General features: G+C 62.2%; 26 protein-coding genes and 1 tRNA gene. 14 read left to right on the top strand and 13 right to left on the bottom strand.

Annotated features, from left to right (window positions below; genetic code table 11):
- Positions 1–13: 13 nt before the first annotated feature.
- From pth to I2H31_RS14250, 5 genes are all read right to left on the bottom strand, one after another.
- Positions 14–580, bottom strand: coding sequence for an aminoacyl-tRNA hydrolase (pth, locus tag I2H31_RS14270; protein WP_196293708.1), 567 nt, complete (start codon positions 578–580; stop codon positions 14–16).
- Positions 581–791: 211 nt separating this feature from the next.
- Positions 792–1,364: a 50S ribosomal protein L25/general stress protein Ctc gene (locus tag I2H31_RS14265; protein WP_196293707.1), complete on the bottom strand. Its 573-nt coding sequence runs from the start codon at positions 1,362–1,364 to the stop codon at positions 792–794.
- A gap of 113 nt (positions 1,365–1,477) precedes the next feature.
- The gene (locus I2H31_RS14260) at positions 1,478–2,539 is read right to left on the bottom strand and encodes a DUF6340 family protein (RefSeq protein ID WP_196293706.1); all 1,062 of its coding nucleotides are present in this window, start codon (positions 2,537–2,539) and stop codon (positions 1,478–1,480) included.
- A 247-nt stretch (positions 2,540–2,786) separates the two neighbouring features.
- Positions 2,787–3,713, bottom strand: coding sequence for a ribose-phosphate pyrophosphokinase (locus tag I2H31_RS14255; protein ID WP_196293705.1), 927 nt, complete (start codon positions 3,711–3,713; stop codon positions 2,787–2,789).
- A gap of 144 nt (positions 3,714–3,857) precedes the next feature.
- A tRNA-Gln gene (locus tag I2H31_RS14250) sits at positions 3,858–3,930 on the bottom strand.
- Between the two features lie 278 nt (positions 3,931–4,208).
- Between I2H31_RS14250 and atpD the strand changes: the two genes are divergently transcribed.
- The 5 genes from atpD to I2H31_RS14225 all read left to right on the top strand — a co-directional run bounded on the left by atpD (position 4,209) and on the right by I2H31_RS14225 (position 9,394).
- The gene (gene atpD / locus I2H31_RS14245; RefSeq protein WP_196293704.1) at positions 4,209–5,714 is read left to right on the top strand and encodes a F0F1 ATP synthase subunit beta; all 1,506 of its coding nucleotides are present in this window, start codon (positions 4,209–4,211) and stop codon (positions 5,712–5,714) included.
- A gap of 89 nt (positions 5,715–5,803) precedes the next feature.
- The gene (gene atpC / locus I2H31_RS14240) at positions 5,804–6,049 is read left to right on the top strand and encodes an ATP synthase F1 subunit epsilon (protein ID WP_196293703.1); all 246 of its coding nucleotides are present in this window, start codon (positions 5,804–5,806) and stop codon (positions 6,047–6,049) included.
- Between the two features lie 133 nt (positions 6,050–6,182).
- Positions 6,183–7,244 carry an AI-2E family transporter gene (locus I2H31_RS14235; protein WP_196293702.1) on the top strand — a complete coding sequence of 354 codons (1,062 nt, stop codon included), beginning with the start codon at positions 6,183–6,185 and terminating at the stop codon, positions 7,242–7,244.
- A 46-nt stretch (positions 7,245–7,290) separates the two neighbouring features.
- Complete coding sequence (locus tag I2H31_RS14230; RefSeq protein WP_196293701.1) at positions 7,291–8,181, top strand: tetratricopeptide repeat protein; 891 nt, start codon at positions 7,291–7,293, stop codon at positions 8,179–8,181.
- Positions 8,182–8,269: 88 nt separating this feature from the next.
- The gene (locus I2H31_RS14225; RefSeq protein WP_196293700.1) at positions 8,270–9,394 is read left to right on the top strand and encodes a trans-sulfuration enzyme family protein; all 1,125 of its coding nucleotides are present in this window, start codon (positions 8,270–8,272) and stop codon (positions 9,392–9,394) included.
- A 140-nt stretch (positions 9,395–9,534) separates the two neighbouring features.
- Here I2H31_RS14225 and I2H31_RS14220 read toward each other — a convergent pair whose 3' ends face one another.
- Positions 9,535–10,143 (bottom strand): hypothetical protein, encoded by a 609-nt coding sequence (locus tag I2H31_RS14220; protein WP_196293699.1) that lies wholly within the window; start codon positions 10,141–10,143, stop codon positions 9,535–9,537.
- A gap of 200 nt (positions 10,144–10,343) precedes the next feature.
- Here I2H31_RS14220 and I2H31_RS14215 point away from each other — a divergent pair, with 200 nt between their 5' ends.
- Positions 10,344–11,018, top strand: coding sequence for a hypothetical protein (locus I2H31_RS14215; protein ID WP_196293698.1), 675 nt, complete (start codon positions 10,344–10,346; stop codon positions 11,016–11,018).
- A 379-nt stretch (positions 11,019–11,397) separates the two neighbouring features.
- A complete protein-coding gene (locus tag I2H31_RS14210) occupies positions 11,398–11,775 on the top strand; it encodes a hypothetical protein (protein WP_196293697.1) in 378 nt (125 codons plus the stop codon).
- 198 nt (positions 11,776–11,973) lie between these two features.
- Here the strand turns inward: I2H31_RS14210 and I2H31_RS14205 are convergent, their stop codons facing one another.
- From I2H31_RS14205 to I2H31_RS14195, 3 genes are all read right to left on the bottom strand, one after another.
- Entirely contained in the window at positions 11,974–13,131 is a 1,158-nt protein-coding gene (locus tag I2H31_RS14205) for a DegT/DnrJ/EryC1/StrS family aminotransferase (RefSeq protein WP_196293696.1), read from the bottom strand.
- Positions 13,132–13,293: 162 nt separating this feature from the next.
- A complete protein-coding gene (locus I2H31_RS14200) occupies positions 13,294–13,983 on the bottom strand; it encodes an acetyltransferase (RefSeq protein ID WP_196293695.1) in 690 nt (229 codons plus the stop codon).
- A gap of 9 nt (positions 13,984–13,992) precedes the next feature.
- Positions 13,993–14,634, bottom strand: a complete 642-nt coding sequence (locus I2H31_RS14195) for a sugar transferase (RefSeq protein ID WP_262895789.1) — start codon at positions 14,632–14,634, stop codon at positions 13,993–13,995.
- A 188-nt stretch (positions 14,635–14,822) separates the two neighbouring features.
- Here I2H31_RS14195 and ispE point away from each other — a divergent pair, with 188 nt between their 5' ends.
- A complete protein-coding gene (gene ispE / locus I2H31_RS14190; protein ID WP_196293693.1) occupies positions 14,823–15,644 on the top strand; it encodes a 4-(cytidine 5'-diphospho)-2-C-methyl-D-erythritol kinase in 822 nt (273 codons plus the stop codon).
- Positions 15,645–15,664: 20 nt separating this feature from the next.
- Here the strand turns inward: ispE and I2H31_RS14185 are convergent, their stop codons facing one another.
- The 3 genes from I2H31_RS14185 to tgt all read right to left on the bottom strand — a co-directional run bounded on the left by I2H31_RS14185 (position 15,665) and on the right by tgt (position 19,069).
- Positions 15,665–16,612, bottom strand: a complete 948-nt coding sequence (locus I2H31_RS14185; RefSeq protein WP_196293692.1) for a DMT family transporter — start codon at positions 16,610–16,612, stop codon at positions 15,665–15,667.
- A gap of 139 nt (positions 16,613–16,751) precedes the next feature.
- Complete coding sequence (locus tag I2H31_RS14180) at positions 16,752–17,831, bottom strand: LptF/LptG family permease (RefSeq protein ID WP_196293691.1); 1,080 nt, start codon at positions 17,829–17,831, stop codon at positions 16,752–16,754.
- 107 nt (positions 17,832–17,938) lie between these two features.
- Positions 17,939–19,069 carry a tRNA guanosine(34) transglycosylase Tgt gene (tgt, locus tag I2H31_RS14175; protein WP_196293690.1) on the bottom strand — a complete coding sequence of 377 codons (1,131 nt, stop codon included), beginning with the start codon at positions 19,067–19,069 and terminating at the stop codon, positions 17,939–17,941.
- Positions 19,070–19,255: 186 nt separating this feature from the next.
- Between tgt and I2H31_RS14170 the strand changes: the two genes are divergently transcribed.
- The 3 genes from I2H31_RS14170 to rsmG all read left to right on the top strand — a co-directional run bounded on the left by I2H31_RS14170 (position 19,256) and on the right by rsmG (position 21,743).
- On the top strand, positions 19,256–20,401 hold the full coding sequence (locus I2H31_RS14170) for a glycosyltransferase (RefSeq protein ID WP_196293689.1): 1,146 nt from the start codon (positions 19,256–19,258) through the stop codon (positions 20,399–20,401).
- On the top strand, positions 20,392–21,015 hold the full coding sequence (locus I2H31_RS14165; protein WP_068188242.1) for an RNA polymerase sigma factor: 624 nt from the start codon (positions 20,392–20,394) through the stop codon (positions 21,013–21,015). Before I2H31_RS14170 ends, I2H31_RS14165 begins: the two co-directional genes overlap by 10 nt.
- 110 nt (positions 21,016–21,125) lie before the next feature.
- Entirely contained in the window at positions 21,126–21,743 is a 618-nt protein-coding gene (gene rsmG, locus I2H31_RS14160; protein WP_196293731.1) for a 16S rRNA (guanine(527)-N(7))-methyltransferase RsmG, read from the top strand.
- 111 nt (positions 21,744–21,854) lie between these two features.
- Here rsmG and I2H31_RS14155 read toward each other — a convergent pair whose 3' ends face one another.
- Positions 21,855–22,835: a YheT family hydrolase gene (locus tag I2H31_RS14155; RefSeq protein WP_196293688.1), complete on the bottom strand. Its 981-nt coding sequence runs from the start codon at positions 22,833–22,835 to the stop codon at positions 21,855–21,857.
- A 313-nt stretch (positions 22,836–23,148) separates the two neighbouring features.
- On the opposite strand from I2H31_RS14155, the gene rpsT reads away from it, so the two are divergent.
- The 3 genes from rpsT to I2H31_RS14140 all read left to right on the top strand — a co-directional run bounded on the left by rpsT (position 23,149) and on the right by I2H31_RS14140 (position 26,711).
- Positions 23,149–23,400, top strand: coding sequence for a 30S ribosomal protein S20 (rpsT, locus tag I2H31_RS14150; protein ID WP_168674786.1), 252 nt, complete (start codon positions 23,149–23,151; stop codon positions 23,398–23,400).
- A gap of 468 nt (positions 23,401–23,868) precedes the next feature.
- Positions 23,869–25,113 (top strand): T9SS type A sorting domain-containing protein, encoded by a 1,245-nt coding sequence (locus tag I2H31_RS14145; protein WP_196293687.1) that lies wholly within the window; start codon positions 23,869–23,871, stop codon positions 25,111–25,113.
- A gap of 62 nt (positions 25,114–25,175) precedes the next feature.
- On the top strand, positions 25,176–26,711 hold the full coding sequence (locus I2H31_RS14140; RefSeq protein WP_196293686.1) for a T9SS type A sorting domain-containing protein: 1,536 nt from the start codon (positions 25,176–25,178) through the stop codon (positions 26,709–26,711).
- Positions 26,712–26,740: the final 29 nt, after the last annotated feature.

The following is a 26,740-nucleotide window of genomic DNA, read 5'->3' as shown; positions in this document are numbered from 1 at the left end:
CCGGTAAGCTCGGTCACTTCACATTTACAATATTCATGGCGCGCTCCAAACCCAGCGCGCCAAAGGCTAGCACGGCATCAGCGGCTTTCTCAATGCGCGTGGGCAGCTCAATTAATTCATCAGCCGAAAATGAATTCAATACATAATCCACCTGCCGGCCTTTCGGAAAATTAGCGTCCACGCCGAAGCGCAGGCGGGCGTACACATCCGTGCCCAGTGTGGCCTGAATATCCTTGAGGCCGTTGTGGCCGCCGGCCGAACCCTGGCCTTTCAGCCGCAACTTGCCGAAAGGCAGGGCCAGGTCGTCGGTGACCACCAGCATATTTTCGACCGGAATTTTCAGCGTGGCCAGCCAGTGCGCGGCTGCTTTGCCGCTCAGGTTCATGTAGGTGGTGGGTTTCACCAGCGAGTAGGTGTGGCCTTTGTGTTTGATTTCGGTGGTGAAGGCGTGGCGGCCGATTTCAAAACGCGGCGCGTCAAATTTGGCCGCCAGAAAATCGGCCACCATGAAGCCGATGTTGTGGCGCGTGTCGGCATATTCGGGGCCAATGTTGCCCAGGCAGAGAACCAGAAACTTCATCTGAACCGCAGATTTAACGGATTGAACGGATTTCACAGATTCCGGAGTCGTTTCTCAGAAACTGCTGCTACTTAGCGTAGCAAAGCGCGATGCTTTCGCGCCCAAATAAAAAGCCGCCCCAAAATTGGAGCGGCTTTTTGGGCGAAACGCAAATTAGCGGATAAAAAGAATCGGCGAAATCCGTTCAATCCGTTAAATCTGCGGTTCAGAATTACTTGCCAGCGGCCATTTCGCCTTTCAGGGCGCGCGGGATGGCGATGGTCGCAATCGGGGCGGCGGCGTTGGTCAGGATGGTGTAGTTTTTCGGCTCCACGGCGCCCACTTTGATGGACTTGCCGAGCTCGAGGCCGCTGATGTTCACCTCCACGTAGTCGGGCAGGTTGTCGGCGGTGGCGCGCACTTTCACTTTGCGCAGCTTGCTCACCAGCTTGCCACCGGCCAGCACGCCCGGCGATACGCCGATGTACTTCACGGGGATGTCCATTTTCACCTCTTTGCCTTCTTCCAGCTCCAGGAAGTCAACGTGGAGGAGCATTTCGTTCACGGGATGGAACTGGGCTTCCTGCACGATGGCGCGGTACTGGGTGCCTTCCACGTTCAGGTCCACGATGTGAGCCTCCGGTGTGTACAACAATTCGCGGAACAGGATGGCGGGCACGGAGAAGTGCACGGTGTCCTTGCCGCCATACAACACGCACGGTACTTGAGCGTCGAGGCGCAATGCCTTGGCGTCCGTTTTACCGAGATTCGCTCTTTTAAACCCTACAATCTCGAGGCTTTTCATAAAGAAGTGGTTTTGGGATAATAAAATGGCCCGTTTGCCGCCGGAGTTGGGGCAAACGGGCCGCAAAGGTAGGGGCTTTTCTCCTGAAAAACCAGTTCTTTACGAAGAATAACCTAATGGGTCGGTACGCTTTTCAACTGCTCCTGCACCACGTTTTGCGCCACCAGCCGGTCGTTGAGCACGCGCAGGTAGGACTTGGCCTGGCCGTTGTTGCAGGTGAAAGCCGACTTTTTGGCCCACTCGATGGCGCCCGGCAAGTCACCGCGCACCTCGCTGGCCACGGCCAGGTTGTAAAAGGCGCGGCCGGCAATTTTGGGGTGCAGGTTGCGGGCGGCCTGCTGCCAGATGGTTTCGGCCCCGGCCCAGTCGCCGGCTTCGGCGCGCGTGGCGGCTTGCTTCATCAAGGCGTCTTTTTTGGCAGTGGTGAAAAAGTTGCGGTTCAGGTCGACATAAGAAGGGGCAATGCGGCGGGCGTAGCCGTCGCCGGCCCGCTGGGCCACCCGCCGGATGCACACTTCGGGCGGCGGCAGCTGGCGCAGGGCGGCGCCGTACGTGTCGCCTTCGCCCGAAAAAGCCAGCTGTTCTTCCTGCCGCGCTTGGTCGAGCACGAAGCCCTGGGCCGCGCCGTAGGTGCGGAAGCCGGTCACCACCTTCATCACCATGTCCACCCGCACGGTCGGGATTTGGTGCTCCTTGCCTTCCTTGTCCTTCACGGTGCGGGTGCCGTTGGTGCGGCTCAGGGCCATGTCCGAATCGAACGCTTCGAGCACCACGAGGCCATCTACCTGCGTGCGGCGGCACAGCGACTGAATGTAGCGCGGCTCCAGCGGCGGCAGGAAAAACTCGCGCCCGCGGCCCTGTAGCTGCAATTGCGCCTGCGTCACCTTGAAGCGGTAGCTGTTGTTGGCCAGGGCCTGGCCCACCACGTTCACGCACTCGTCGGCCCCGGCGCGGTCCACGCCCGGGCCTTCGCCGGTGAAGGCGCCTTCCAGCACATCAAAAAACTTCTCGCGGCGTGAGTTGGGAATAATTCGGTTGGCGGTGGCCACGCTTTGCAGGTTGGCCGGCATGGGGACCGCCGCGGGCGCCAGCGCCCGAATGTGCACCGACGACGCACAGGAAGCCAGCAGCAACGCCGCAAAAAGGAAAAGGACGGAAGGGTAAAGCTTGTGCATCACGTTTGCAGAAAAAGGTTCCAGTTGGAAGGGCTGTTCTACAAAATTGTGCCAAAGTTCTGGCTTGTCATTGCGAGCGTAGCGAAGCAATCCGTCCCCTCTTAGCGACCAGCCTTGAGTTGTGATAAGGCTTTTTCGCGTAAAAAGCCCCGGCACCATTGCGGTGCCGGGGCTTTCTGGCAAGAGGGCGTGTCTGGCGTTGACAGAACGGATTGCTTCGCTTCACTCGCAATGACAGGCGATTGCCTTACACAAACAGCGAGCTGATGCTCTCGTGCGTCACCACGTTGCGAATGGCCTGGGCAAACAGCGGGGCCAGCGTGATGACGTGAATCTTATCGTTTTCCTCGCGCAACGGGATGGTGTCGGTCGTAATGAGCTCGGTGAGCACGCTGTTGCGAATGCGGTCGTGGGCCGGGCCGCTCAGCAGCGGGTGCGTCACCACGGCGCGCACCGATTTGGCCCCGCGGTCCATCACCAGCTCGGCGGCTTTGCAGATGGTGCCGGCCGTGTCCACCATGTCGTCCACAAACACCACGTCCATGCCCTTCACGTCGCCAATCACCTGCATCGAGGCAATTTCATTGGCCCGGATGCGCATCTTGTCGCAGACCACAATCTCGGCCCCGAATTTCTTGGCGAAAGCCCGCGTGCGCACCACGCCGCCCACGTCGGGCGAAGCAAAAATCAGGTTTTCCAGGTTCAGCGACTTGATGTAGGGCGCCGTCACGGTGGCGCCGTCGAGGTGGTCGACCGGAATGTCGAAGAAGCCCTGAATCTGGCCGGCGTGCAGGTCGCAGGTCATCAGCCGGTCGGTGCCCACGCTCTGAATGATGTTGGCCACCACTTTGGCGCCGATGCTCACGCGGGGCTTGTCCTTGCGGTCCTGGCGGGCGTAGCCCATGTAGGGCATCAGGATGTTCACTTTGTGGGCCGAGGCGCGCTTGGCGGCGTCCACCATCAGCATGAGCTCCATGAGGTGCTCGGCGGGCGGCGGCGTGCTTTGCACCAGAAACACCTCGCAGCCCCGCACGCTCTCGTTGAAGCTGGGTCCCATCTCGGTGTCGGCGAAGCGCTGCAGGGTGAGGTCGCCGAGCTGGGTGCCGTAGGCGGCAGCAATATTTTCGGCGAGGACCTGGGAGGCGCTGCCGGCGAATATTTTGACCTGTTTCATTGGGGAAGGTGCTGAATGTGTTGCGGGTGAGGCGGCCGGCCCGGGCGGGCCGGCCACGAATGCGTGCCGGGGAGAAAAGCGAAAGGCGCTGACCACTCCGAAAGTTGGAGAAGCCAGCGCCTTGCGTTTACTCGAGCTTTGTCGTTGTCCGACCAGGGCTCGAACCTGGACTTTCTTGAATCAAAATCAAGCGTGTTGCCAGTTACACCATCGGACAGTTTCCCATCGGGCTACGTGCCGTTTGGGACTGCAAATGTACTACCGGAAAAATTCGGGGCAAGGGGTGAAGCAAAAATTTTCTGAAGAAATTCGCTCCGCAAACGGATGCAAAACGCCCTGACGCGCCTTGTGGCTTGATTTTCACGCCGTAAAGGGCGCGGCCGCCGCCGCCGGACAAGGGCCGAGTCTTATACGCCACGGGGTTGGAAAAGCCGCGCTTCTGCCGTAATTTTGCGGCCTGAAAACTGCAACATCTTCACTATAAATACATCGCACATGGCGAATACCGGCAAAATCACCCAAGTTATCGGCCCCGTAGTGGACGTGAGCTTCATGGGTGAAAACACGAAGCTGCCCAACATCCTCGACGCGCTCGAAGTCACGAAAGACAACGGCCAGGTGGTGATTCTGGAATGCCAGCAGCACTTGGGCGAGGACCGGGTTCGGACCATTGCCATGGACTCGACCGAAGGCCTGACCCGCGGCGCTGAAGTGCGCGACCTGGGTGCTCCTATGTCGATGCCGACCGGCGAAGGCGTGAAAGGCCGCTTGTTCAACGTTATCGGCCAGGCTATCGACGGCATTCCCCAGCCGAAATCGGACGGTCCGCTGCCCATTCACCGCCTGCCCCCGGCGTTTGAGGACCTGGCGACGTCGTCGGAAATCCTCTACACCGGTATTAAAGTTATCGACTTGCTGGCTCCTTATGTAAAGGGCGGCAAAATTGGTTTGTTCGGCGGGGCCGGCGTGGGCAAAACCGTGCTCATCATGGAACTGGTGAACAACGTGGCCAAGGCCTACGAAGGCCTGTCGGTGTTTGCCGGCGTGGGCGAGCGTACCCGCGAGGGCAACGACTTGCTGCGTGAATTCATCGAATCCAACATCATTCTCTACGGCGAGGCCTTCAAGCACTCGATGGAAGCCGGCGGCTGGGACCTGAGCAAAGTGGACCAGAACGAGCTGCTGAAGTCGCAGGCTACCCTGGTGTTCGGCCAGATGAACGAGCCCCCCGGAGCCCGCGCCCGCGTGGCTTTGTCGGGTCTGACCATTGCCGAAAGCTTCCGCGATGGCGACGGCACCGGTGCCGGCCGCGACATCCTGTTCTTCATCGACAACATCTTCCGCTTCACGCAGGCGGGTTCGGAAGTATCGGCTCTGCTGGGCCGGATGCCTTCGGCCGTGGGGTACCAGCCCACGCTGGCTACTGAGATGGGTGCCATGCAGGAGCGCATCACCTCCACCAAGCGCGGTTCCATCACCTCGGTGCAGGCCGTGTATGTGCCGGCCGATGACTTGACCGACCCGGCCCCGGCCAACACCTTCGCTCACTTGGACGCCACGACGGTACTGAGCCGCAAAATCGCCGAGTTGGGCATTTATCCGGCCGTGGACCCCCTGGACTCGACCTCGCGCATCCTGTCGGCCGACGTAATCGGCAACGAGCACTACAACACCGCCCAGCGCGTGAAGGAGATTCTGCAGCGCTACAAGGAACTGCAGGACATCATCGCCATCCTGGGCATGGACGAACTTTCGGAAGAGGATAAGCAGGTGGTAAACCGCGCCCGTCGCGTGCAGCGCTTCCTGTCGCAGCCCTTCTTCGTGGCCGAGCAGTTCACCGGCTTGGCCGGCGTGCTGGTTGACATCAAGGACACCATTCGCGGCTTCAACGAAATCATCGACGGCAAGTACGACCACCTGCCCGAAGCCGCCTTCAACCTGGTGGGCACCATCGAGGATGCCGTGGCCAAAGGCGAGCGCCTGATTGCCGAAGCCAAGTAAGTTAAGAGTTAGGAGTTAAGAGTTAAGAGTTGCCGAATGCAGCTTCTAACCCTTAACTCCTAACCCTTAACTCTTAACTAACAAGAGTTATGCATTTAGAAATTATCACCCCCGACCGCAAGGTGTTCGAAGGCGAAGTGACGTCGGCCCAGTTTCCGGGTGCCGACGGCTCGTTTGAAGTGCTGAACAACCACGCCCCGCTGATTGCCGCGTTGCGCGCCGGCGAGGTAACGCTGACCAGCGCTACCGGCCGCGAAGCCATTCGCATCGAGGGCGGCGTGGTGGAAGTGCTGCGCAACAACGTGATTGTGCTGGCCGAAGGCGCCATGGCGTAGGGATGGCCCACGCTTTTGCGAAATAAGAAAGCCGCTTCTGTTTGCCAGGAGCGGCTTTTTCGTGCCTTGGTTATTGGCAAAAACGCTAGTTATTCGTATGCCGGAAACCGTTGTACGGCCCGGCGCCCTGCTTATGAAAAACCCGCTAAGCGACCCCTTCATTGCGGTCCAGAATATTTACACGCCACGCCAGCGCTATGTGCTGCTGGTGGCTTCCATTCTGGCGCTCGCCGGGCTCATGCTTTTTGGGCTGGCGCAGTACCTGACGGCGTTTTTGGCGGCCGGCATCCTGTTTGTGGTGTTCCGGCCGTGGTGGGTGGGCTTGGTGCACAAAAGAAAATGGAACCGGCGGCTCGTGACCGTGCTGATACTGCTGGTGACGGTGGTGGTGCTCGTGATTCCGTTTTATGCGCTCAGCTCGCTGCTGCTCGACCGGCTGGTGCAGTTTGCGCAGAACCCGGAGCAGATTCTGGAGGTGGTGCACAAGGTGGAGAAGGCTGTGGGCTTCAAAATCACCGAGCAGTTCAACGTGCGGCAGGTGCTGCTGCAAGGCGGCGCCAAGGTGAGCGGCTGGCTGCCCACGCTGGCCAGCAGCGCGCTCAACTTCCTGGTCATCGTGGGGCTGATGCTGTTCACGATGTACTACATGTTTATGCAGGAAACGTACTTTCTGCTGGGGCTGCACCGCTACCTGCCGTTCCGCAACGAAACGCTGCAGGAGCTGGGCGAGTCGCTGAAAAACAATGTGAACGCCAACGTGCTGGGGCAGGTGGTGGTGGCCCTGGTGCAGAGCATTCTCACGGGCGCGACGCTGTGGATATTTGGCGTGCCCGACGCGCTGTTTTGGGGCGTGGTGGCATTTTTTATGGCTTTTTTGCCGGTGCTGGGCACGCCGCTGGTGTGGGGCCCGGCGGCGCTGTACCAGTTTTCGCAGGGGCACAACGGGCAGGCCATCGGCATTCTGCTGGTAGGCTTTATCGTGATTATCAACGTGGACAACCTCTTGCGTATCCTGCTGGCCAAGCGCATGGGCGACATTCACCCGCTGGTGACGTTGGTGGGGCTGGTGCTGGGCGTGGAGATTTTTGGGCTGATTGGATTGGTGGTGGGGCCGCTGCTGGTGTCTTACTTCCTGGTGCTGATGGAAGTGTTTCGGCGCGAAAACCGCGACGCCCGGCCCGCCGCCAAGGAGTAATGGCCCGGCTGCTATCTTGCCGCCGAACTTCTATTTATCAGGCGAGATGAGCAAAAAATACACGGTGGTAGTGCTGGTGCTGGCCGCGCTGCTGAGCGCCTTTGGGCCAGCCGATGGCTTCCGGGAGCGGTTTCGGGCGGCAGTGCAGGCCAACAAGCCGGCGGCCGTGGAGCAGACCCTGAAGGACTGGGAGAAGGCCGCGCCGCGCGACCCCGACCTGTACGTGGCCCAGTTCAACTGGCTGCTGAAAAAGGCCGAGCGGGTGCTGGTGCAGCCGGGCCCGGCGAAGGGAAAAGGCATCGAATTCGAGGACAAAAAAGGCCAGACGGTGGGCAACCTGAGCTCGGGCTACGACCCTGAACTGGTGAAGCAGGCGGCCGCGGCGCTGGGCAAGGGCCTGGGTTTCGCCCCCGACCGGCTCGACATGCACTTCGGCCTAGCCAAGCTGTATGAAATGACGGGCCAGCCCGCGCCGCAACTGCTCGCGCTGCGCACGGCGCTGGCGGCGCACCCGGCGAACGGGCAGCCCTGGCGCTGGCGCGACGGCGGCGCGCTGCCCGGGCCCGAAGCGCAGTTTGTGCCGGCCACGCTGGAGGAATATGCTTCCTATTACTGGCGCCAGGACAGAGACCACGCCCTGGAGGACGGCCGGGCCATTGCCGACCTCATTGAAAAATATTACCCCAAAAGCTCGCTCGGGCCCTTCAACGTGGGCATGTACTACGCCTTCAAGAAGCAGCCGGCCCAGGCGTATGCCAAGCTGCAGCAGGCCGATGCCCTGGCCCCCAACGACCCCTCCACCGTTGGCAACCTGGCCCGGCTGGCCATTGAGCTGAAACGCAAGGACGAGGCCGCCCGCTACCTGGCCCAGATGCGCAAGATGCCCGGCTACGAGGCCGACGCCAACGAGCTGACCAAGGAGCTGAAGCAGCTGTGAGCGGGCCGCGGCGCTGCCGGGCGGGCTTACCTTTGGGGCTCCCGGGGCCGGCCGTGCGCAACGCACCGAACCGGCGCCCGGCGCTGCCATGACCCAGATTACGCCCAAAATCACGCCCATCTACCAGACGTCGGTCTTCAAGTTTGAAGACCTCGACGCGGTGCAGCAGTACTTTGACGAGCCGGGCAGCCGCTACCTGTACTCGCGCAACGGTAACCCCAACTCTGACGAGCTGGCCGAAGCCGTGAACCGCTGGGAAAGCGGCGCGGGCGCCGTGGCCACGGGCTCGGGCATGGCCGCCATTTTTGCGGCACTACTGACTTACTGCCAGGCCGGCGACCACGTGCTGTGCGCGGCCGACATCTACGGCGGCTCGGCGGCGCTGCTGAACCTGGAGCTGGCGCGGCTGGGCATCACGGCCAGCTACGTGCCGTTTGAGGCGCTGTATGGCCTCAGGCCCTACCTGCAAAGCACTACCCGGCTGCTGCTTTGCGAAACGATGAGCAACCCGCTGCTGCGCGTGGTGGACCTGGGCGCCGCCGCCCGGGAGTGCCACCGCCACGGCCTGAAGCTAGTGGTGGACAACACCTTTGCGACGCCCGCCCTGACGCAGCCGCTGGCCTACGGCGCCGACCTTGTGCTGCACAGCGTGACCAAATACCTGGCCGGCCACTCCGACGTGACGGCCGGCGCCGTGGTGGCCCGCGCGGCCGAGGACGCCGCCCGCCTGCGCCAAATCGGCACCGTGTTTGGCCTTACCCTGAGCCCGATGGAAAGCTGGCTGAGCGTGCGCGGCCTGAAAACCCTGCGCCTGCGCGTGGCCGCCCACTGTGAAAACGCCTGGCTGGTGGCGGAGTTTCTGGACGAGCACCCGGCGGTGGCGGCGGTGTATTACCCCGGCCTGCCCACGCACCCGCAGCACGCGCTGGCGCTGGCGCAGGGCGGCGGCCGGTACGGCGGCATGCTCTCGTTTCGGCTGGCCGATGACGCGGCGGCGGTCAACCGCTTCATGCAGCACAGCGAGCGGTTTCCGTTTGCGCCCTCGCTGGCGGGGGTGGACTCTTCGTGCTCGCACCCGCTTACCACTTCGCACCGCGCCCTCACCGATGCGCAGCGCGCCGAGCTGGGCATCACCGTGGGCCTGGTGCGGCTGAGCGTGGGCATTGAGCCCGTGGAAGAGCTGCTGGCCGACCTGGCGCAGGCGCTGGAGTAGGGAAATTGTAGTCAAATAAGACCGTCATGCAGCGCGCAGCGAAGCATCTTTACCGCAATGCTAGATAATTAGTGCTGCGGTAAAGATGCTTCGCTGCGCGCTGCATGACGGACAAGCTATAGAGACGCGAATACGCGTCTCTATAGCTTGTCCGACACCGAGTCGGAAATCTGGCGGCCGGTGCGCAGGGCCTGGTACTCGGCCTGCTGCGAGCGGATGGTGAGTTTGTCGTCGAAGGTGTAGCTGCTGCGCAGCTGCTCGTAGCGCCCGTTGAGGCTGCTGAGCACGGCCGAGGCGGTGGCCCAGTCGGCGGCTTTCCAGGAGTGGCGGTCGGCGCGCACCCGGTCCATGAAGCGGTTGTAGGCGTCGAGCAGGCCGGCGGTGGTGAGGGTGGAAACGGTGGTTTTCTTGCGCAGGAAGGTGGTCACCTGGGCATCGGTGGCGGCGGAGGCAGCCACGTCGGAATCGGTGGTGGTGGGCGCCGTGGTTTTGGAGGTGGTAGAGGACGGCGGGGTGCCGGCCGGCACGTAGATGGTGCGGGTGGTGCGCCGGATGACCTTGCCCGTGGCGGGGTCCAGGTCTTCGGTTACTTCGGTTTGGGGCTGCATGCCGGGCGGCACGGCGGCGGGGGAGGTGCCGGCTGGGGCGGGCGTGGTCGTGGTTTTGGTGGTGGGGCTCGGGGTGGTTTGGGCCGCGGCGGCGAGCGGCAGGGCCAGCAGCAGGGCGGCGAAAACAGACAGGTTTTTCATGAGCAGGGAAGAATGGATGGGCCTTTAACGGAGAAACGGGGCGCGGCGGCCGGGCCGGGGGGCGCGTGCGGGGCCTCAAGGCAAGCTTCGCGCCACAACAAACCGGGCGTTTGCCAAATAAGTCGTACTCTTACGGATGTGCTGAAGGTCGGCGCAACGCCGGCTGGCCGGCCCTGTTTTTTTTCTTCTTTTTTACCCCTATGCCCAACCCGTACTTCACCTACTTCGACAACCTTTTTCTGAACCTGCGCATGGACCGGCCGGCCTACAAGGCCCAGGCCGCGTACAGCCTGCGCGCCGTGCGCGAGGCCGCCCCGGGGGCCGCCTTCACGCCGCTGCTGGCCGCGCTGGAAACGGCCCTCACCAGCTTCGACGAAAACCTGGCCGACCGCAACCAGTCCACGGCCGGCGGCACCGCGGCCTTTCGCGAAGCCCGCAAAAAGTGGCTGGCCTTCGTGGACGACACCATGAAGGACTACGTGACGCCCAAGCTGCGCAAGCTGCCCATCTACGCCGACTTCACGAAGTACGGCAAGGGCAAGCTCGCCAAGCTCAAGCAACCCAAGCTGCTCACCGAATCCGCGGTACTGCTCCAGCTCTACCACGACCACCAGGGCGCCCTCTACCCCGACCTGGGCCAGGACGCGCAGGCGCTCTACGACGCCCTCGACGCCGCCGACGAAACCCGCGACACCCAGGACAGCACCATCGACGACGCCCGCCTCGACCTGGCCGACGACCGCCAGGCCATTGCCCGCGCCCAGCACCGCCTCAAGGCCCAGCTGGAACTCACCTTCGACAGCGCGGAAAAGGTGTACAGCTTCTTCGATTTCTCGGCGGCTCGCGGCAATAAGAAAGACGCCAAAGGTATCTAAACCGACCGTACCGAGGTACGGCTGACTCCCGGAAGTTCTGAAGCCGACCGTACTGAGGTACGGTCGGCTTTTGCGTGTTCAAAAACGCATCGTACCTCGGTACGGTCGGCTTCTGGACTTCCGGAAATGGCGTGTACCGAGGTACGATGCGTTTCGGGCATTGCGGAAGTGAGCCGTACTTTGGTACGGTGGGCTTCCGGCATTTCGGAAAGTGAGGCGTACCTCGGTACGGCCTGTCTTCGTCGGCCCAGCCAAGGGGGCATCCGGCCGGCGGGGCCAATGCGGGAGCATGCTGAAAAGAAACCACCGTTTGAGTGAACTTACATTCGTACCGTAGCAAGCGCCCCTCCACTTTTCCTGTCCTGATACCCTTTACCCCATGCCCATGGAGCCGATGCATTTTCCGGATATGCTGTACGTGATGGACTTCTCCCTTACGCACCGCGTCTTGCTGCTCCGAATGACGGAAATCGTGGGGACGTCGCACCAAAATACAGACTTGCTGTTTGGCAGCACCTTTTATGTGGAACTGCCCGTGAACCTGTACGGCGCCACCCTCTCGCCCGGCACGGACGAGGATGTAGCGTACGTTCGCAGCCGGTGCAACGAAGAAATCAGCGTTTGGATTGAGCCCCGGGAAATATTCGTCTTGATGGCCTTTGACCGTAAACACTACATTGGCGCCGGCACATTGCAGGTGTTGCACAACACATACCTTGGCGGGGAAACCAGCATTGGCGCAAAGCGAACCAGTTAGGTAGATAACGCTGCTTTTCGTGAACAAACAAAGCCAGCCCAATACATTGTGGCCAACTGGCCTCTAAAGCTCAGGGCCGGTCTACGAAACTCGTCTACGACTCAACCTTCACGAAATGGCCAGCCGGGATGAGTTTCGTGAACTCCAAAACACAGCCACCCGCTGCATCGAAAGAGTGCCAGCGGGCGGCGCCGAATGCTACCCCAACGCCTCCACCAGGGCCTCCCGCACCCGCCGCAGCTCGCCTTCGCCCATGGCCGTGCCGCTGGGCAGGCACAGGCCGCGGGCAAACAGGTCGGCGCACACCGCGCCGCCGTACACGGGCGCGTCGGCAAACAGCGGCTGCAGGTGCAGGGGCTTCCACAGCGGCCGGCTCTCGATGTTGCGGGTTTCGAGGTGCTGGCGCAGGGTTTCGGGGGTGGCGGTGGGCGGGGTGTCGGCGTCTTCGGGGCTGAGCAGGATGGTGGTCAGCCAGCGGTTGGAGCGGCTGCCGGCCGGCTCCGCGGCCGGGGCCACCACGAGGCCGGGCAGGCCGGCGAGGTGCTCGCGGTACCACTCGAAAATCTGGCGGCGGCGTTTCACCCGCTCCTCCAGCAGCTCCATCTGGCCGCGGCCGATGCCGGCCAGGATGTTGCTGAGGCGGTAGTTGTAGCCCAGCTGCGAGTGCTGGTAGTAGGGCGCGTCGTCTTTGGCCTGGGTGGCCAGGAAGCGGGCCCGCTCGGCCAGGGCGCGGTCGTAGGTCACGAGGGCGCCGCCGCCGCTGGTGGTCAGAATCTTGTTGCCATTGAAGGAAAACACGCCCACCCGCCCGAAGCCGCCCAGCGGCTGCTGCTGCCACTCCGAGCCCAGAGCTTCGGCCGCGTCTTCGAGAACGGGAATGTCGAATTCCTGCGCCAGGGCCAGGATTTCCGGGAGCTTCGCGGGCATGCCATACAGGTGCACCACGATGAGAGCCTTGGGCTTCTTGCCCTTGCCGATGCGGTCCAGAATGGCTTCGCGCAGGCGCTCGGGGCACAGGTTCCAGGTGTCGGCCTCGCTGTCGATGAACACCGGCGTGGCCCCCAGGTACACCACCGGGTTGGCCGTGGCCACGAAGGTGAACGAGGGGCACAGCACCTCATCGCCCGGCCCCACGCCCAGCAAAATCAGCCCCAGGTGAATGGCCGCCGTGCCCGAGCTCAGGGCCACGCAATACGGCACGCCCACCGCCGCGCAGATGTCGGCCTCGAACCCCGCCAGGTTGGGTCCGGCCGGCGCCACCCAGTTGTCCTCAAAGGCCTTGTGCACGTAGTTCAGTTCGTGCCGGCCCAGGTGGGGCGGGGAAAGGTAAAGGCGGTCGTAATCCTGGCTGCGCATGCTATCGGGTAAGAGAAATTGGTTGGGGAGTCTGGGGTTTAAGGAGGTCGTTTGTCATCCTGAGTGCAGCGAAGGACCTTTTCACGTTTCCAGCAATCTGAAGGGCTGTCAATTGTTTAGCCGTGAGAAGGTCCTTCGCTGCGCTCAGGATGACAGGCGTTTTCAACTTTTAACTCTTAACTCCCTGGCCGGCACGCCCACGGCCGTCACGTTCGCCGGCAAGTCACGCACCACCACTGCGCCCGCGCCCACGATGCTGCCCTCGCCCACGCGCACACCCTGAATCACGGTGGCGTTGGTGCCCAGGTAGCAGCCCGCTGCCAGCCGGGCGGCGCCGCTCACGTTGGCGTGCGGCATCAGGGAGCAGAAATCTTCCAGCACGGCGTCGTGGCCCACGGTGCAGCCCAGGTTGAGCAGCACGAAGCGGCCCAGCGAAATGTCGCAGGTCAGCAGGCAGCCCTGCTGGATGATGCAGCCCTCGCCCAGCGCGATGCGCTGCTGCGGGCCCAGGGCCACGTGCGGGTGCACCAGCGCCGGGAAAGTGAGCTTGTCCGACGTGAGCCGGGCCACCACGGCGGCGCGGCTGGCCGAGCTGCCCACGGCCACGGCCACGGCCAGCGGCGTGGGGGTAGCGTTGAGGTCGGCGGCGGTGCCCAGGTAGGGCAGGCCGGCCACGGTGGGCGTGGCGGGGGCCGCGTCGTCGTAGAAGCCGCGCACGTCCCAGGTGGGGTGGGTGGCGTTGAGCTGCCGAAGGAGCAGCAGCACCTCGCGGCCCAGCCCGCCCGCCCCGAAAATGACGAGCGGCGTACCGGTTTCGCCGGCTTCGTAGTCTGAGAAAAACAAGGTGGTCATGCCCGCAATCTACGGGGAAACGGGCGGCGGGGGCGTGCCCCGAAACGCCTCGGTGGTGGCCTGGCCGGGGGCGGTGATGCCGCTGCCGCGCAGCACGCGCCCGGCGGTGCGCCACAAAATGGTCATATCCAGGCGCCACGAAAGGTGGTCGACGTACCACACGTCGTAGGCAAACTTTTCCTCCCAGCCAATGGCGTTGCGGCCGTTCACCTGGGCCCAGCCGGTGAGGCCGGGCCGCACGGCGTGGCGCCGGGCCTGGGCGGGCGTGTAGAGCGGCAGGTACTCGGCCAGCAGCGGGCGCGGGCCCACCAGGCTCAGGTCGCCGCGCAGGATGTTCCAGAGCTGGGGCAGCTCATCGAGCGAGGTGGCGCGCAGCCAGCGGCCCACGGCGGGCAGGCGCGCGGCGTCGGGCAGCAAGTGGCCAGCGGCGTCGCGCGCGTCGGTCATGGTCTGGAGCTTGTAGAGCGTGAACAGCCGCCCGCGCCAGCCCGGCCGCACCTGCCGAAACAGCCAGCGCCCCCGGTTCTGAGCGGCCGCCAGCGCCGCCGCGCCCGCCAGCAGCGGCAGCGCGAGCAGCAGCAGGGGCAGGGCAATGGCCACGTCGAGCCAGCGCTTGCCGTGGCGGGCGTAGAAGGAAGCGGGAGCGGGCAAGGAGTGAAGAAGTGTGTTTGTCAACAAAAGAACGTCATGCTGAACGCAGTAGCCCGTCATGCAGAGCGCAGCGAAGCATCTTTACTGCTCAACCAAACCCAATCAAAAGAATTACTATCGAGGTAAAGATGCTTCGCTGCGCTCTGCATGACGTTCTTTTGTCTGTCCGATACTGCTGCTTTCTTCAAATGCTCATTTTCCCCAACGCCAAGCTCAACCTCGGCCTCTACGTCACCCAGCGCCGCGCCGATGGCTTCCACAGCCTCGAATCGGTGTTTTTGCCCTTGCCGTGGACCGATGCGCTGGAAATCCTGCCCGCCGCGCCCGGCCAGCCCACCAGCATCACGCTCACCGGCCGCCCCATCCCCGGCGACCCGGCCACCAACCTCTGCGTGCGGGCTTATGAACTACTCCAGGCCGATTTTCCGCAGCTGCCGCCCGCGCAGCTGTATCTGCACAAAATCGTGCCCATCGGCGCGGGCCTGGGCGGCGGTTCTGCCGATGCGGCCTTTACGCTGAAGGCCACCAACGAGCTATTCGGGTTGGGCCTTTCAACCGAAAGCCTGGAAAGCTACGCCCGCCGCCTGGGCTCCGACTGCGCTTTTTTCATCCGCAACCAACCCGTGCTGGCCGTGGAAAAAGGCGATGTATTCGAGGAAATCGAGTTGAGCCTGGCCGGCACAACCTGCGTGGTGGTGTACCCCAACCTGCACATCAGCACCGCCGAAGCCTACGCCCGCATCACGCCGAAGAAGCCGGCGCAGCCGCTCCGCGAGGCGCTGGCCCAACCCATGGCTGCCTGGCGCGACACCATCAGCAACGATTTCGAGACGGCCCTGACGCCAGCCTACCCGGTGCTGGCCGAAATCAAGCAGCAGCTCTACGCTGCCGGCGCCACTTACGCCAGCTTGTCGGGCTCGGGCTCAGCGGTGTACGGGCTGTGGGCCGACAGTCAGCCCGGCCCGATGAGCTGGCCGGCGGAGTACACCGTGTGGCAGGGCACGCTGTAAGCAGAGCTGCGGGGGTACAGCTACACCGGCACAGCCGGCTCCAAATCGGGCCTTTTGTCCTTCATCAGCCGCGCCACCAGCGGGTGAATGAGTACGCTGAGCACAATGAGCAGCGTCCCCACGTAGAAACCGGTGCTCATGCGCTCCCCGTTGAATTGCGGCGCGTGCAGCAGGCCCTTCCTGTGCAGCCAATAAATGGCCGCTGCCATGGCGATGCCATACACCGGCTCCAGGTTGATGGTCAGGTTCACGGCGAAAGGGGAGAGGCGCTTCATCAGCTCCACCGAAGTAGAGAAGGCGTACACCGTGCACACGCCCGCCAGCAGGCCCAGCCAGAGCCAGTCGTAGCCGTGCCAGGTCAGGTGCAGCTGCTGGTCTTGGGCGAAGTAGTGGCTGTAAATGGGGAAGAACAGCACGATGCTCAGGCAGGCTCCCAGCATCTCGTAAAACGTGAGTCGCAGCGGCGGATGCTGCCTAATTAGCTTGGAATTCAACACGCTAAACAGCGCCGACAGGCCCGCCGACAGCACCGCCACGCCCAGGCCCAGCAACTGGTCCAGCTCGGCCTGGCTCACCAGGTACAGGCCCACCATCGTGATGAGCCCCAGGCCCACCTCGTAGCCGCGCACCCGGCGCCAGAGCAGCAGCGGCTCCAGCAGCGAGGTCCACAGCGCCAGCGTGGCCAGGCCCGCCAAACACACGCTCACCGACGAGAGCCGCGCTGCCAGAAAAAAGGTAATCCAGTGCGTGGCCACCAGCGCGCCCACCGCCAGCAGCCGCAGTGCCTGCCCCGCTGGCACGCGCCACGGCTGCCGCCGCGCGCCCAGCAGCACCGCCAGCCCCGTGGCCGCCAGCAGCGTGCGCCAAAACACCAGCTCCACCGACGGCAGCGCAATCAGCTTGCCCAAGATGGCCGTGAAGCCCCACAGGAGCACAATAAAATGAAGCTTGAGGTAGTCGCGGAGCAAGGCGGATAACTATCAGAACGTCATGCAGAGCGCAGCGAAGCATCTTTCCCGCTTCGTTGTCTCGATTGAAATACCATTGCGGGCAAGATGCTTCGCTGCGCTCTGCATGACCGCCAACACCTTACCCTCTTGCCCTAAATTATTTTGGCACGAAGCGGTAGAGCGCCAGCCCGATGACGCTGAACACCGTGGTGGGCACCCAGGCCGCCACCAGCGGCGAGAGGCTGCCCACCTGCGCCAGGTTGCGGCTCAGCATCACGAAAATGATGAAGACGAAGGCCAGCACGAACCCCAGCGCAATTTGCCCGCCCACGCCGGCCCGCGATTTTCGGGCGCTCAGAATCACGCCAATCAGCGTGAGCACCACGATGGCAAACGGGTAGGAATACCGCTCGTATTTGTCGCTCAGGTAAATCTGGGTGTCGTCGGCGCCGCGCTCGATTTTCGTGCGGATGAAGGCGTTCAGCTCCGGCAGCGTTAGGGTTTCGGCAATTTTGTAGTTGCTGGCGAAATCCTTCGGGTACAGGTTCAGGGTGGTGTCGCGGGCCGGGAAGGTCTGCAGGGTTTCGTCCTGCGCCCCGCGAAAGGTGCGCACCAGTTGCGGCGACAAGTGCCACACGTGCTTGGTCGAGTCCCAGTTGATGGCGTCGGCCGTCATGCGGCGGCGCAGGATGGTGCCCTCCACGGTTTCGAGCGCGAAGTGAAAGCCCACGTTGTTCGTGTTGTCGTAGCTTTCCATGTAGGCGTAGCTCTTCGGCCCAATCTTGATGTGCACGTTGCGTCCCTGAAACTTGTAGGGCAGCTTGATGTAGGCCCGCTCAAACGCCACGCGCGACTTGCTGCCCACCGGCAGCACCCAGCCAATGAGCCCGAATATCAGCAGCCCCACCACCGAGCCGCCCAGCGCGTAGGGCAGCATTAGCCGTTTAAAGCTCACGCCGCTGGCCAGAATGGCCACAATTTCGGTGCGGGCCGCCAACTGCGCCGTCACAAACACGACGGCAATAAATATGGTAATTGGCGAAAGCAGGTTGGCGAAATAAGGGAATAAATAAATGTAATAGCCGAAAATAATTTTCCCCATCGACAAATTATGCTGGATAAAGTCGTCGTTTTTCTCCGTGAAATCAATCACGCAAATCACCGACACGAGTATCACCACCGAGAAGAAAAACGCGGCCAGAAACTTCTTTATGATGTATTTATCGAGGATATTCACTTTAGGGAAATTATGAGTTTTGAATTAGGAATTAGGAATTAGGAAGAGGGCACTGCAGCTAGAACGCCAACTCATAATTCATAATTTATAATTCATAATTAAGCTGGCTACAGCCGTGTCATCACCTGCTTCACCATGCGGTCTTTCCAGGGCCCAAACGTGCCGGCGAGGATTTCCTTGCGGGCTTCCTTCACCAGCCACAGGTAAAAGGCCAGGTTGTGGGCCGAGGCAATCTGCGGGCCCAGCATTTCCTTGCACTGAAACAGGTGGCGCACGTAGGAGCGCGAGTAGAACGTGCTGGCGTGCCCGCCCAGTTCGGGGTCGAGGGGCGAGAAGTCGGTTTCCCACTTCTTGTTGGTGATGTTCACGATGCCCTGCGTGGTGAACAGCATGCCGTTGCGGGCGTTGCGGGTCGGCATCACGCAGTCGAACATGTCCACGCCCAGCGCAATGTTTTCCAGGATGTTGGCCGGCGTGCCCACGCCCATCAGGTAGCGCGGCTTGTCCTTGGGCAGAATGTCGCACACCAGCTCGGTCATCTCGTACATCAGCTCGGCCGGTTCGCCCACGCTCAGCCCGCCAATGGCGTTGCCCGCGCGTCCCTGCGCCGCGATGAATTCGGCCGACTTGATGCGCAAATCCTTGAACGTGCTGCCCTGCACGATGGGGAAAAGCGCCTGCTCGTAGCCGTAGAGGCCTTCGGTGCTGTCGAAACGCTGGATGCAGCGCCGGAGCCAGCGGTGCGTCATGTCGAGGGAGCGGGCGGCGTAGTCGTATTCGCAGGGCCAGGGCGTGCACTCGTCAAACGCCATCATGATGTCGGCCCCGATGACGCGCTGAATGTCCATCACGCCCTCGGGCGAGAACAAATGCTGGCTGCCGTCCACGTGTGAACGGAATTTCACGCCCTCTTCCTTGATTTTACGCGTGTTGCTCAGCGAATACACCTGGTAGCCGCCGGAGTCCGTCAGAATGGGACGGTCCCAGCCGTTGAACTTGTGCAGGCCACCGGCCGCGCGCAGCACCTCCAGCCCCGGCCGCAGGTAGAGGTGGTAAGTGTTGCCGAGAATAATCTGGGCGTTGATGTCTTCCTTGAGCGTGCTTTGCGACACCGCTTTCACGGTGCCGGCCGTGCCCACGGGCATAAAAATGGGCGTTTCGATGGCGCCGTGGGCCGTTTGGAGGCGGCCGGCGCGGGCTTTGGTGGCGGGGTCCTGGGCGAGAAGGTCAAAAGTCATTCGGGAGAAGGCGTAGCACAGTAGCGCGGACGTTGCAGTCCGCGGCCCCGTGCCGTTCGGGGCGTTCGGGTATCCGCCGGAGACGCGGACTACAACGTCCGCGCTACTATCGCGCTACTTTCCGCAAAGATATCCCGGCCGCCCGGCGTCCCGTACTTTTGCCGGCCCCTTCACGCCGTAGTCCCGTTGCTGATACCCGTTCCCACTTCCCCGTTTTTCTGGCTGCTCGTGGCGTGCGTAGTGGTGCAGCTGTTCTACGCCGCGTATTTCTTCTGGCCTTTCGCCCAGCGTCCGGCCGAAGCCCCGGCCAACGAGCCGGGCCCCGATTCCGAACCGGTTTCCATCGTCGTCTGCGCCCACAACGAGCTCGACAACCTGCGCCGCCTGCTGCCGCTCTTGCTCCAACAGGACTACCCCGCCGGCTTCGAAATCGTCCTCATCGACGACCGCAGCGACGACGACACCTACTTATACGCCCAGCAACTCACGCAGTATTATCACGAGAAAGTACGCCTCGTAAGCGTGGCGCGCACGCCGCGCGGCTTCGCGCCCAAAAAATACGCCCTTACTCTCGGCGTCAAAACCACGCGCTACGCCCGGCTGCTCTTCACCGACGCCGACTGCATTCCGGCCACCAACCAGTGGCTGCGCCTCATGCAGCGCGGCTTCGCGCACGGCGGCGGGGCCGACGTAGTGCTCGGCTTCTCAGCCTACGCCGAGGCGCCCGGCTTCCTCAACCACCTCGTCCGTTACGAAACGCTACTCACGGCGGCGCAGTACCTCAGCTTTGCCTGGCGCGGCTGGCCCTACATGGGCGTGGGCCGCAACTTGGCCTACACGCGGGCCTGCTTCAACGCCACCAAGGGCTACGCCTCGCACATGCGCCTGCTTTCCGGCGACGACGACCTGCTGGTGCAGGACGCCGTGCGCTACGGCCAGCGCGTGACCGTAGTGGCCGACCCCGGCGCCCACACCCTGAGCGAACCCGCGCCCACCTGGCGCGCGTGGTGGCACCAGAAGCGTCGGCACTTGTCGGCCGGGCGGGCCTATCGGCTGGCCGATAGGTTTCGGGTGGGCACGTTCGTGCTGGCGAACTTGTTGTCCTACTTCGTCACGGCCGGGCTAGCATTTTCTTCAAACAATTGGGTACCTTTGGCGGTGGTATACGTTCTCCGAACTTTGTTTGTGAGCGGCGTGTATGCCCGTCTCAGTCGCCGCCTTGGCCAGCCCGTAATCGTCGGGTTGCTACCCGTGCTCGACGTGGTTTATTTTTTCCAATACCTGGCCCTGGGAATCTCGCTATTCCTCAACCGCACCCTTCGATGGAAGTAAACAATCAAGATATTCAAAAGCAGTTTTCCGCCAAAGCCAAGCACGACTTCAAACTGATTCGGGCGGCCGTGGACAACGGCGACGAAAAGGCCTACGCCGAATTGATGCACATCTACAAAAAGCCCGTTTACCACGTGGTGCTCAAGATGGTGCGCAACCAGGACGATGCCGAGGACCTTACCATCGAAGCCTTTGCCAAGGCTTTCCGCAACCTGCACAAGTTCAACCCGGAGTATGCGTTCAGCACCTGGCTGTTCCGCATCGCCACCAACAACTGCATCGACTTTATTCGCAAGAATAAAATCAAAACCATGTCGATTGACTCGGCCATTAAGGTGGATAACGGCGACGAAATCACCATCGATTTCCGCGACAACGACCTGAACCCGGCCGAGCACGCCGTGCGCAACCAGAAAATCGAAATCATGCGCCACGTCGTGTCGCGCCTGCCCGATAAATACCAGCGCCTCGTGAGCCTGCGCTATTTCGACGAGCTCAGCTACGAAGAAATTGCCACCGAGCTCAAAGCGCCGCTCGGCACCGTGAAAGCCCAGCTGCACCGCGCCCGCGAGCTGCTCTATGACATGGTGAAGCACACCAAGCAGATTATTTAATTTCCTTTTGTCATCCTGAACGCCGTGAAGGACCTTATTACGCCGGAACCAATTGGTCTGGCGTGGTAAGGTCCTTCACTGCGTTCAGGATGACCACTAGCTTTGTGCCCATGGACCTTTTGCCGCATTATTTCCCCGCGCTCACCCCGCAGCAGCTCCGGCTGTTTCGGCAGCTCGAAACCGAATTCCGGGCCACCAACGAAGCCATCAACTTGGTGTCGCGCACCGACATGGACAACTTCGTGGAGCGGCACGTGCTGCACTCGCTGGGCATTGCCAAGGTCGTCCAGTTTCTCAAAGGCAGCGCCGTGCTCGACGTGGGCACCGGCGGCGGCCTGCCCGGCCTGCCGCTGGCCATCATGTTCCCGGAAGTACACTTCCATCTGGTCGACAGCATCGGCAAAAAAATCCGGGCCGTGCAGTTCATGGCCGCCGCCCTGGGCCTCAGCAACGTGACGGCCGAGCAAACCCGCGCCGAGCAGCTGCGCACCAAGTACGACTACGTGGTGAGCCGGGCCGTGGCGCGCCTCGCCACCTTCCATCCCTGGATTGCGCACCGCTTCAAGCCGCAGGGCGTACCCGGCTCGGGCCTCTATTATCTAAAAGGCGGCGACCTGACCGAAGAAATTGCCGAATCTGGCCTCAAAGTCAAAGTGACCGATTTGAGCGACTTTTTTGGAGAGGAGTTCTTTGAAACGAAGAAGGTGGTTTTCGTGGCCGCCAAGTAGAAAGTATTACCTGTCATCCTGAGCGTAGCGAAGGACCTTCTCACGCCTGAACGACTTATTCAAACGCGAGAAGGTCCTTCGCTACGCTCAGGATGACAGGCGTTTTTTGGTCTACGCCGGCACTTCGGCCGTGAGAAACTCCACCGCGCGCCGCTCCGAATAATATTCGCCATTGCTTTCGGCGAAACCCACGTGCCCGCCGTTCGGCGGCGTTTCCAGAAACACGAACGGCGACTGCGCGGCCACGTCCCGCGGAAAGCACGAGGCCGGCAGAAACGGGTCGTTTTGCGCGTTCACCAGCAGCGTGGGCACCCGGATGCCGCTCAGGTAGCGCCCGGAACTGGCGTGCTGGTAATAGGCATCGGCCGAGTCAAAGCCGTGCATGGGCGCCGTGTATTTGTCGTCGAACTGCGGAAAATTGCGCAGTGCTTCCAGCCCTTCCAGGTCAATTTCTCCGGGTAGCAGGGCCGCCTTGTCGCGAATTTTTTGGCGCAGCGACTTCAGAAAGCGCCGCATGTACACTTGGTTCTGAGGCCGGCCAATGTGCTCCGAGCTGGCCCGCAAATCGGTCGGCACCGAGAATACAGCGGCCCGCTTCACCTCCGCCGGCACGCGGCCAGCGTTTTCGCCCAGGTATTTCAGCGTCACGTTGCCGCCCGCGCTGAAACCCAGCAGGTAGGCCCGCCGGTAGCGGCCGGTGGCCAACGCGTGGCGCAGCACCGCGTCCAAATCTTCCGTGTCGCCGAGGTGGTAGGAGCGGAGCAGGCGGTTCATCTCGCCGCCGCAACTGCGGTAGTTCCAGGCCAGGGCGTCGAGGCCGGCGCGGTTGAGGGCGCGCACCATGCCGCGCACGTAGGGCCGGGAGGCGTCGCCTTCGAGGCCGTGCGAAACGATGGCGAGGCCGTTGGTGGGGCGCATTTCGGGCAGGCGGCTCCAGTCCAGGTTCAGGAAGTCGCCGTCGGGCAGCTCCAGGCGCTCGCGTTGGTAGGCCACGCCGGACACAGTGCGCCACAGGCTGGGCACGATGGTTTGCAGGTGGCCATTGAACTGGTAGAATGGCGGCTGATAGCGGGATTGGGCAACAAGGGGCATGGCGCGGGATAAATTAGCGTGGATGAGCGGCGCGCGGGTCGGAATGGGATAGCAGGTAAAGTTCGCACTTAATCGGCATGCATACCAATTTAGCGCCGCAAAATGAGTAGGCGATGAATACTGGGGTAGAGTTGAAGCACTTCCGGCGGCGTGCTGATTCCGGCTGCGCTGGGCGCCGCAGCCGCGCTACGGGACCTGAAAAGGCTTGGCCTCAATATTTTTGGCGGCATCGTTTGAAATTGTCAGGCGGCTTCGTACCTTTGCCCTCCCAAACACAGAACTCAAGCATAACGCTCCTATATATTTCCTGCTCATGGCAAACCATAAGTCGGCCCTCAAACGCATCCGCAGCAACGAAGCCAAGCGCGTGTTGAACCGTTACCAGCACAAATCCACCCGCACGGCCATCAAAAAGCTGCGCACGACGACCGACAAAACGGCTGCTCAGGAGCTGCTGAAAAAGGTGACGTCGATGCTGGACCGTTTGGCCAAAAAGAACATCATCCACAAAAACAAAGCTGCTAACAACAAAAGCAAGCTGACAAAGCTCGTCAACGCGCTTTAGTGCGAGACGAGTTTAGCGAGGCCAGACTGCGCCGCCCCAAGGTCTGGTCTCGCGCTCATCACAGAAGCCCCGCTCGGAACCGTGCGGGGCTTCTTGCGTTTAGCCGGGCCGGCGCTTGGTAAAGTGGTCAGAAGCCGTACCTTACGACGGTCTTCCACATCCAGCTGCTCCTGCATGAAACACGCCTACCATTTACTGCAGCCGCTGCTGGCCGCGTCGTTAGTTTTTATGGGGTTGAGCGCATCGGCGCAGCAGCCGTGGCGTCCGTTTCGGCCAGGGTTGATTTACGCTTACAGAGAGGTTTCGGGCTTAAATGCTAACCTCACCTATACGCTTCGCGTCGACTCGGCGTACGCCACCGCCACTGGCGATTCCGTGTACACTTTCAACCGGCGGCTACGCTCATCCTCGGGCATTACCCCTTCCGGAGGCTCCGTGAAAAGCCGCAATAACCTGTTTGGCGCACTCATGCGCTGGCGACCCGGACAGGCCGGCTACACTTTGGAAGCCTTGGCTCAACCCAACGTGCAAGCCGCCGTCAGCCTGGAACTGTTCCCACGGGCAGCCGTGGGCAGCACCTGGAACGCCAGCACGCTACCCCTGCGAACGGCTACCCTGGTGAGCCGTAGCTGGCAAACCATCGCGGCGGGGGTGCAGGACTCTGTGGCGGTTATCAACATCAATGCCGCCGGGGTCACCACCACACTGCGCCTGAGCCGGCTCAACGGGCTGCTCAACGGCCCTCAGTGGCTGGGTGGGGCAGCCGGAAGCGCCTTGGAAACAGCCCTACTCCCAGCCCGTTTCGAACAGTCGCTCTACAACCCATTGCGTTTTTTCGACGTGCAGCCCGGCGATGAGTTTGGCTACGAAGAAATCGATATTGGCATGACGCCCATTCGCTGCTTCGACAACAAAATGCTGCGCCGCGTATTAGCGCGTCGGCTCACGGCGGATAGTTTGATTATCACTTACCAAATGCAGGGCCGCAACGAAAGCTTCGGCTTTGCCGGCCCCTGTTCGGCCCCTGCTCAGGTTACCTATTCCCCCGTTACCGTGAGTCGGTGGGCGGTGGCACGCGCGGGCAACCGTTGGCAACCGTCGGGCCCAATGCTGCAGTTAGGAGCCTTGCGCCTGCTAACCGGAGAATACGTGGCGGGCGCGAGTTCAACCCCTTACTTACTGGTCGGCATGCCCATTGCCAGCGTCAGCAGTTGTGGTTCCCTCACAGAACGCATTAATTACACGCCGTACTACCCGCAAATCCAATCGCCGTCTAATGCCGTGCCCGTTTACGGACCTGGCCTTGATTACGCGGCCTGGCAATATGGTTTCGCTCCCGGCCTCGCCACCACGATAGAGTTTTGGAATGGTCAGGTTTATTCCCGGAAACTGAGGAACGGAACCGTCCAAGTCTGTGGCTCTCCCCAAGGCTTCGCCACGCTACTGCCCACGCGCGCCGCCCAGGCCGCCACCCTGGCCACGCTGGCGCCCAACCCGGCCACCGAAAGCGCCACGCTCACGCTGGCCCAGCCCGCCCGCGCCGGCCACATGCTGCGCCTGACCGATGCGCTGGGCCGCACCGTGTGGAGCACGCCCGTGCCAGCCGGGCAAACGACCGTGCCCGTGCCGCTGGCTGGGCAGCCCGCCGGCCTGTACTTGATGCACCTCAACTGGCCCGACGCGTCGGCTACCTGGAAGCTCATGCACGAATAAGCTGAATTGGCCTAGCTCGTGTTTTCTGTCAAGCAGCTTGTTTTAACCCATTTTACTTTGCTATGAAACACACTTACCACTGGGGGCGGCCGCTGCTGGCCGCGTTATTGCTTTTTTGCGGCTTGGGTGCCCGCGCGCAACAAGCGTGGCGTCCGTTTCGGCCGGGGCTGATTTATAGCTATGAGGTTCCGGGTGCAACAAGCAGCGGCCACTTCGCCACCTTGGGCGTTTACACCCTGCGGCTCGATTCTGCTTACGTGACGGCTTCGGGCGATTCGGTGTGGGCTTTTAATCGGGTAATGCGCGATGTTTCTGGCCATACTCCAGGCAACTCGAATGCCTCTCGCTTTCGCAAAAGCCGGAATAATTTATTTGGCCAGCGGTTGCTGTGGCAGCCGGGCTCGTGGGAGTACACGCTGGAAACCGTAACCGAAGGCACAGCCCAAGTCGGAACGGCCCTGCGCCTGCGTCCAAGAGCGGCCGTAGCCAGTTCCTGGGTAGCCAATGCCTCGCTTGGCCTCAACGCCACCCTCACCAGTCGGGGTTTGCAAACGGTGAATGGGCAGTTGGATACGGTGGCCACCATCACGTTCAGCACGGGGCCGGTGGTGCGCCTGAGCCGGCGTTTTGGCCTGTTGGAAGGCCCGCAGTGGCTGGCGCTCAGCGGCACCCCGCAGCAGTGGGTCGCCACGCAACTGCCCGCTCCGCTCAGCCAAACCCTGTATAGCCCGTTGCGCTTGGTTGATTTGCAACCGGGCGACGAGCTTGGCTACCGTTTCGACGGAAGCATCGTCATGCAGGTGCCTTGCTCATGGTCCCGGTCATTGAGCCGAATTTTGACCCGAAGGCAAACGAATGATTCGCTTGTCTACACCTATATGGTGCAAAGTCGAAATGAAAACTCGGGGGCGCCCGGTTGCGGCACGCCCGCGGGCGTTACCTACTCCTCCATTGGCACCGGGCGCTGGGCTTTCTCCCTGACAACCGGCCGGTCCAACCAATTTCCTGACTTGCCCATGTTGACGGGAGAATACAGGCTAAGCGGCGCAGGCTCGGTTAGCATGAGCCGAGGCATTGTTCAGCTTCAGCCGGGAGGGAGCGGCTGCGGTGGAAATCAACTGCTGGCTTACGAGCAACTTTTTAGTGTTGGTCCTCAAAATGGAAATGGAGTATTTGGCCCCATTGTCGACCTTTTTGCCCAGACGTATTTTTCTGCCTCGCTCGGCCTTGGCGTCGATTTAAGGGGAGAAACCTATTTGGCTTACTATCGCCGCACGCGCAACGGAACGACGACCACCTGTGGCAGCCCGTTGGCTTTTGTCAACCTGCTGCCCACCCGCGCTGCCCAAGGTGCCGCTGTTGCCGCGCTGCACCCCAACCCGGCTACCGAAAGCGCCACGCTCACGCTGGCCCAGCCCGCCCGCGCCGGCCATACGTTGCGCCTGACCGATGCGCTGGGCCGCACCGTGTGGAGCGCGCCCGTGCCGGCCGGCCAAACCGCCGTGGCCGTGCCGCTGGCCGGGCAGCCCGCCGGCCTCTACCTGCTGCACTTGAGCGGTGCGGAAGCTTCGGGAACCTGGAAGCTTGTCCACGAATAAGCGCCTCTTCAAGCAATAAAAAAGGGCCC

This window comes from Hymenobacter ruricola (assembly GCF_015694525.1).
GTDB classification, from domain to species: domain Bacteria; phylum Bacteroidota; class Bacteroidia; order Cytophagales; family Hymenobacteraceae; genus Hymenobacter; species Hymenobacter ruricola.
This window is presented reverse-complemented; position numbering and strand designations above follow the sequence as displayed.

Coding starts and splice junctions, on each gene's coding strand:
- I2H31_RS14155 (WP_196293688.1), bottom strand. CDS start 22,835: ATGCCCCTTGTTGCCCAATCCCGCTATCAGCCGCCATTCTACCAGTTC.
- I2H31_RS14210 (WP_196293697.1), top strand. CDS start 11,398: ATGCCCATGGAGCCGATGCATTTTCCGGATATGCTGTACGTGATGGAC.
- I2H31_RS14165 (WP_068188242.1), top strand. CDS start 20,392: ATGGAAGTAAACAATCAAGATATTCAAAAGCAGTTTTCCGCCAAAGCC.
- I2H31_RS14220 (WP_196293699.1), bottom strand. CDS start 10,143: ATGAAAAACCTGTCTGTTTTCGCCGCCCTGCTGCTGGCCCTGCCGCTC.
- I2H31_RS14140 (WP_196293686.1), top strand. CDS start 25,176: ATGAAACACACTTACCACTGGGGGCGGCCGCTGCTGGCCGCGTTATTG.
- I2H31_RS14230 (WP_196293701.1), top strand. CDS start 7,291: ATGAGCAAAAAATACACGGTGGTAGTGCTGGTGCTGGCCGCGCTGCTG.
- I2H31_RS14215 (WP_196293698.1), top strand. CDS start 10,344: ATGCCCAACCCGTACTTCACCTACTTCGACAACCTTTTTCTGAACCTG.
- tgt (WP_196293690.1), bottom strand. CDS start 19,069: ATGACTTTTGACCTTCTCGCCCAGGACCCCGCCACCAAAGCCCGCGCC.
- atpD (WP_196293704.1), top strand. CDS start 4,209: ATGGCGAATACCGGCAAAATCACCCAAGTTATCGGCCCCGTAGTGGAC.
- I2H31_RS14260 (WP_196293706.1), bottom strand. CDS start 2,539: ATGCACAAGCTTTACCCTTCCGTCCTTTTCCTTTTTGCGGCGTTGCTG.
- ispE (WP_196293693.1), top strand. CDS start 14,823: ATGCTCATTTTCCCCAACGCCAAGCTCAACCTCGGCCTCTACGTCACC.
- rsmG (WP_196293731.1), top strand. CDS start 21,126: ATGGACCTTTTGCCGCATTATTTCCCCGCGCTCACCCCGCAGCAGCTC.
- I2H31_RS14235 (WP_196293702.1), top strand. CDS start 6,183: ATGAAAAACCCGCTAAGCGACCCCTTCATTGCGGTCCAGAATATTTAC.
- atpC (WP_196293703.1), top strand. CDS start 5,804: ATGCATTTAGAAATTATCACCCCCGACCGCAAGGTGTTCGAAGGCGAA.
- I2H31_RS14265 (WP_196293707.1), bottom strand. CDS start 1,364: ATGAAAAGCCTCGAGATTGTAGGGTTTAAAAGAGCGAATCTCGGTAAA.
- rpsT (WP_168674786.1), top strand. CDS start 23,149: ATGGCAAACCATAAGTCGGCCCTCAAACGCATCCGCAGCAACGAAGCC.
- I2H31_RS14255 (WP_196293705.1), bottom strand. CDS start 3,713: ATGAAACAGGTCAAAATATTCGCCGGCAGCGCCTCCCAGGTCCTCGCC.
- I2H31_RS14225 (WP_196293700.1), top strand. CDS start 8,270: ATGACCCAGATTACGCCCAAAATCACGCCCATCTACCAGACGTCGGTC.
- I2H31_RS14145 (WP_196293687.1), top strand. CDS start 23,869: ATGCGCTGGCGACCCGGACAGGCCGGCTACACTTTGGAAGCCTTGGCT.
- pth (WP_196293708.1), bottom strand. CDS start 580: ATGAAGTTTCTGGTTCTCTGCCTGGGCAACATTGGCCCCGAATATGCC.
- I2H31_RS14200 (WP_196293695.1), bottom strand. CDS start 13,983: ATGACCACCTTGTTTTTCTCAGACTACGAAGCCGGCGAAACCGGTACG.
- I2H31_RS14205 (WP_196293696.1), bottom strand. CDS start 13,131: ATGCGCAGCCAGGATTACGACCGCCTTTACCTTTCCCCGCCCCACCTG.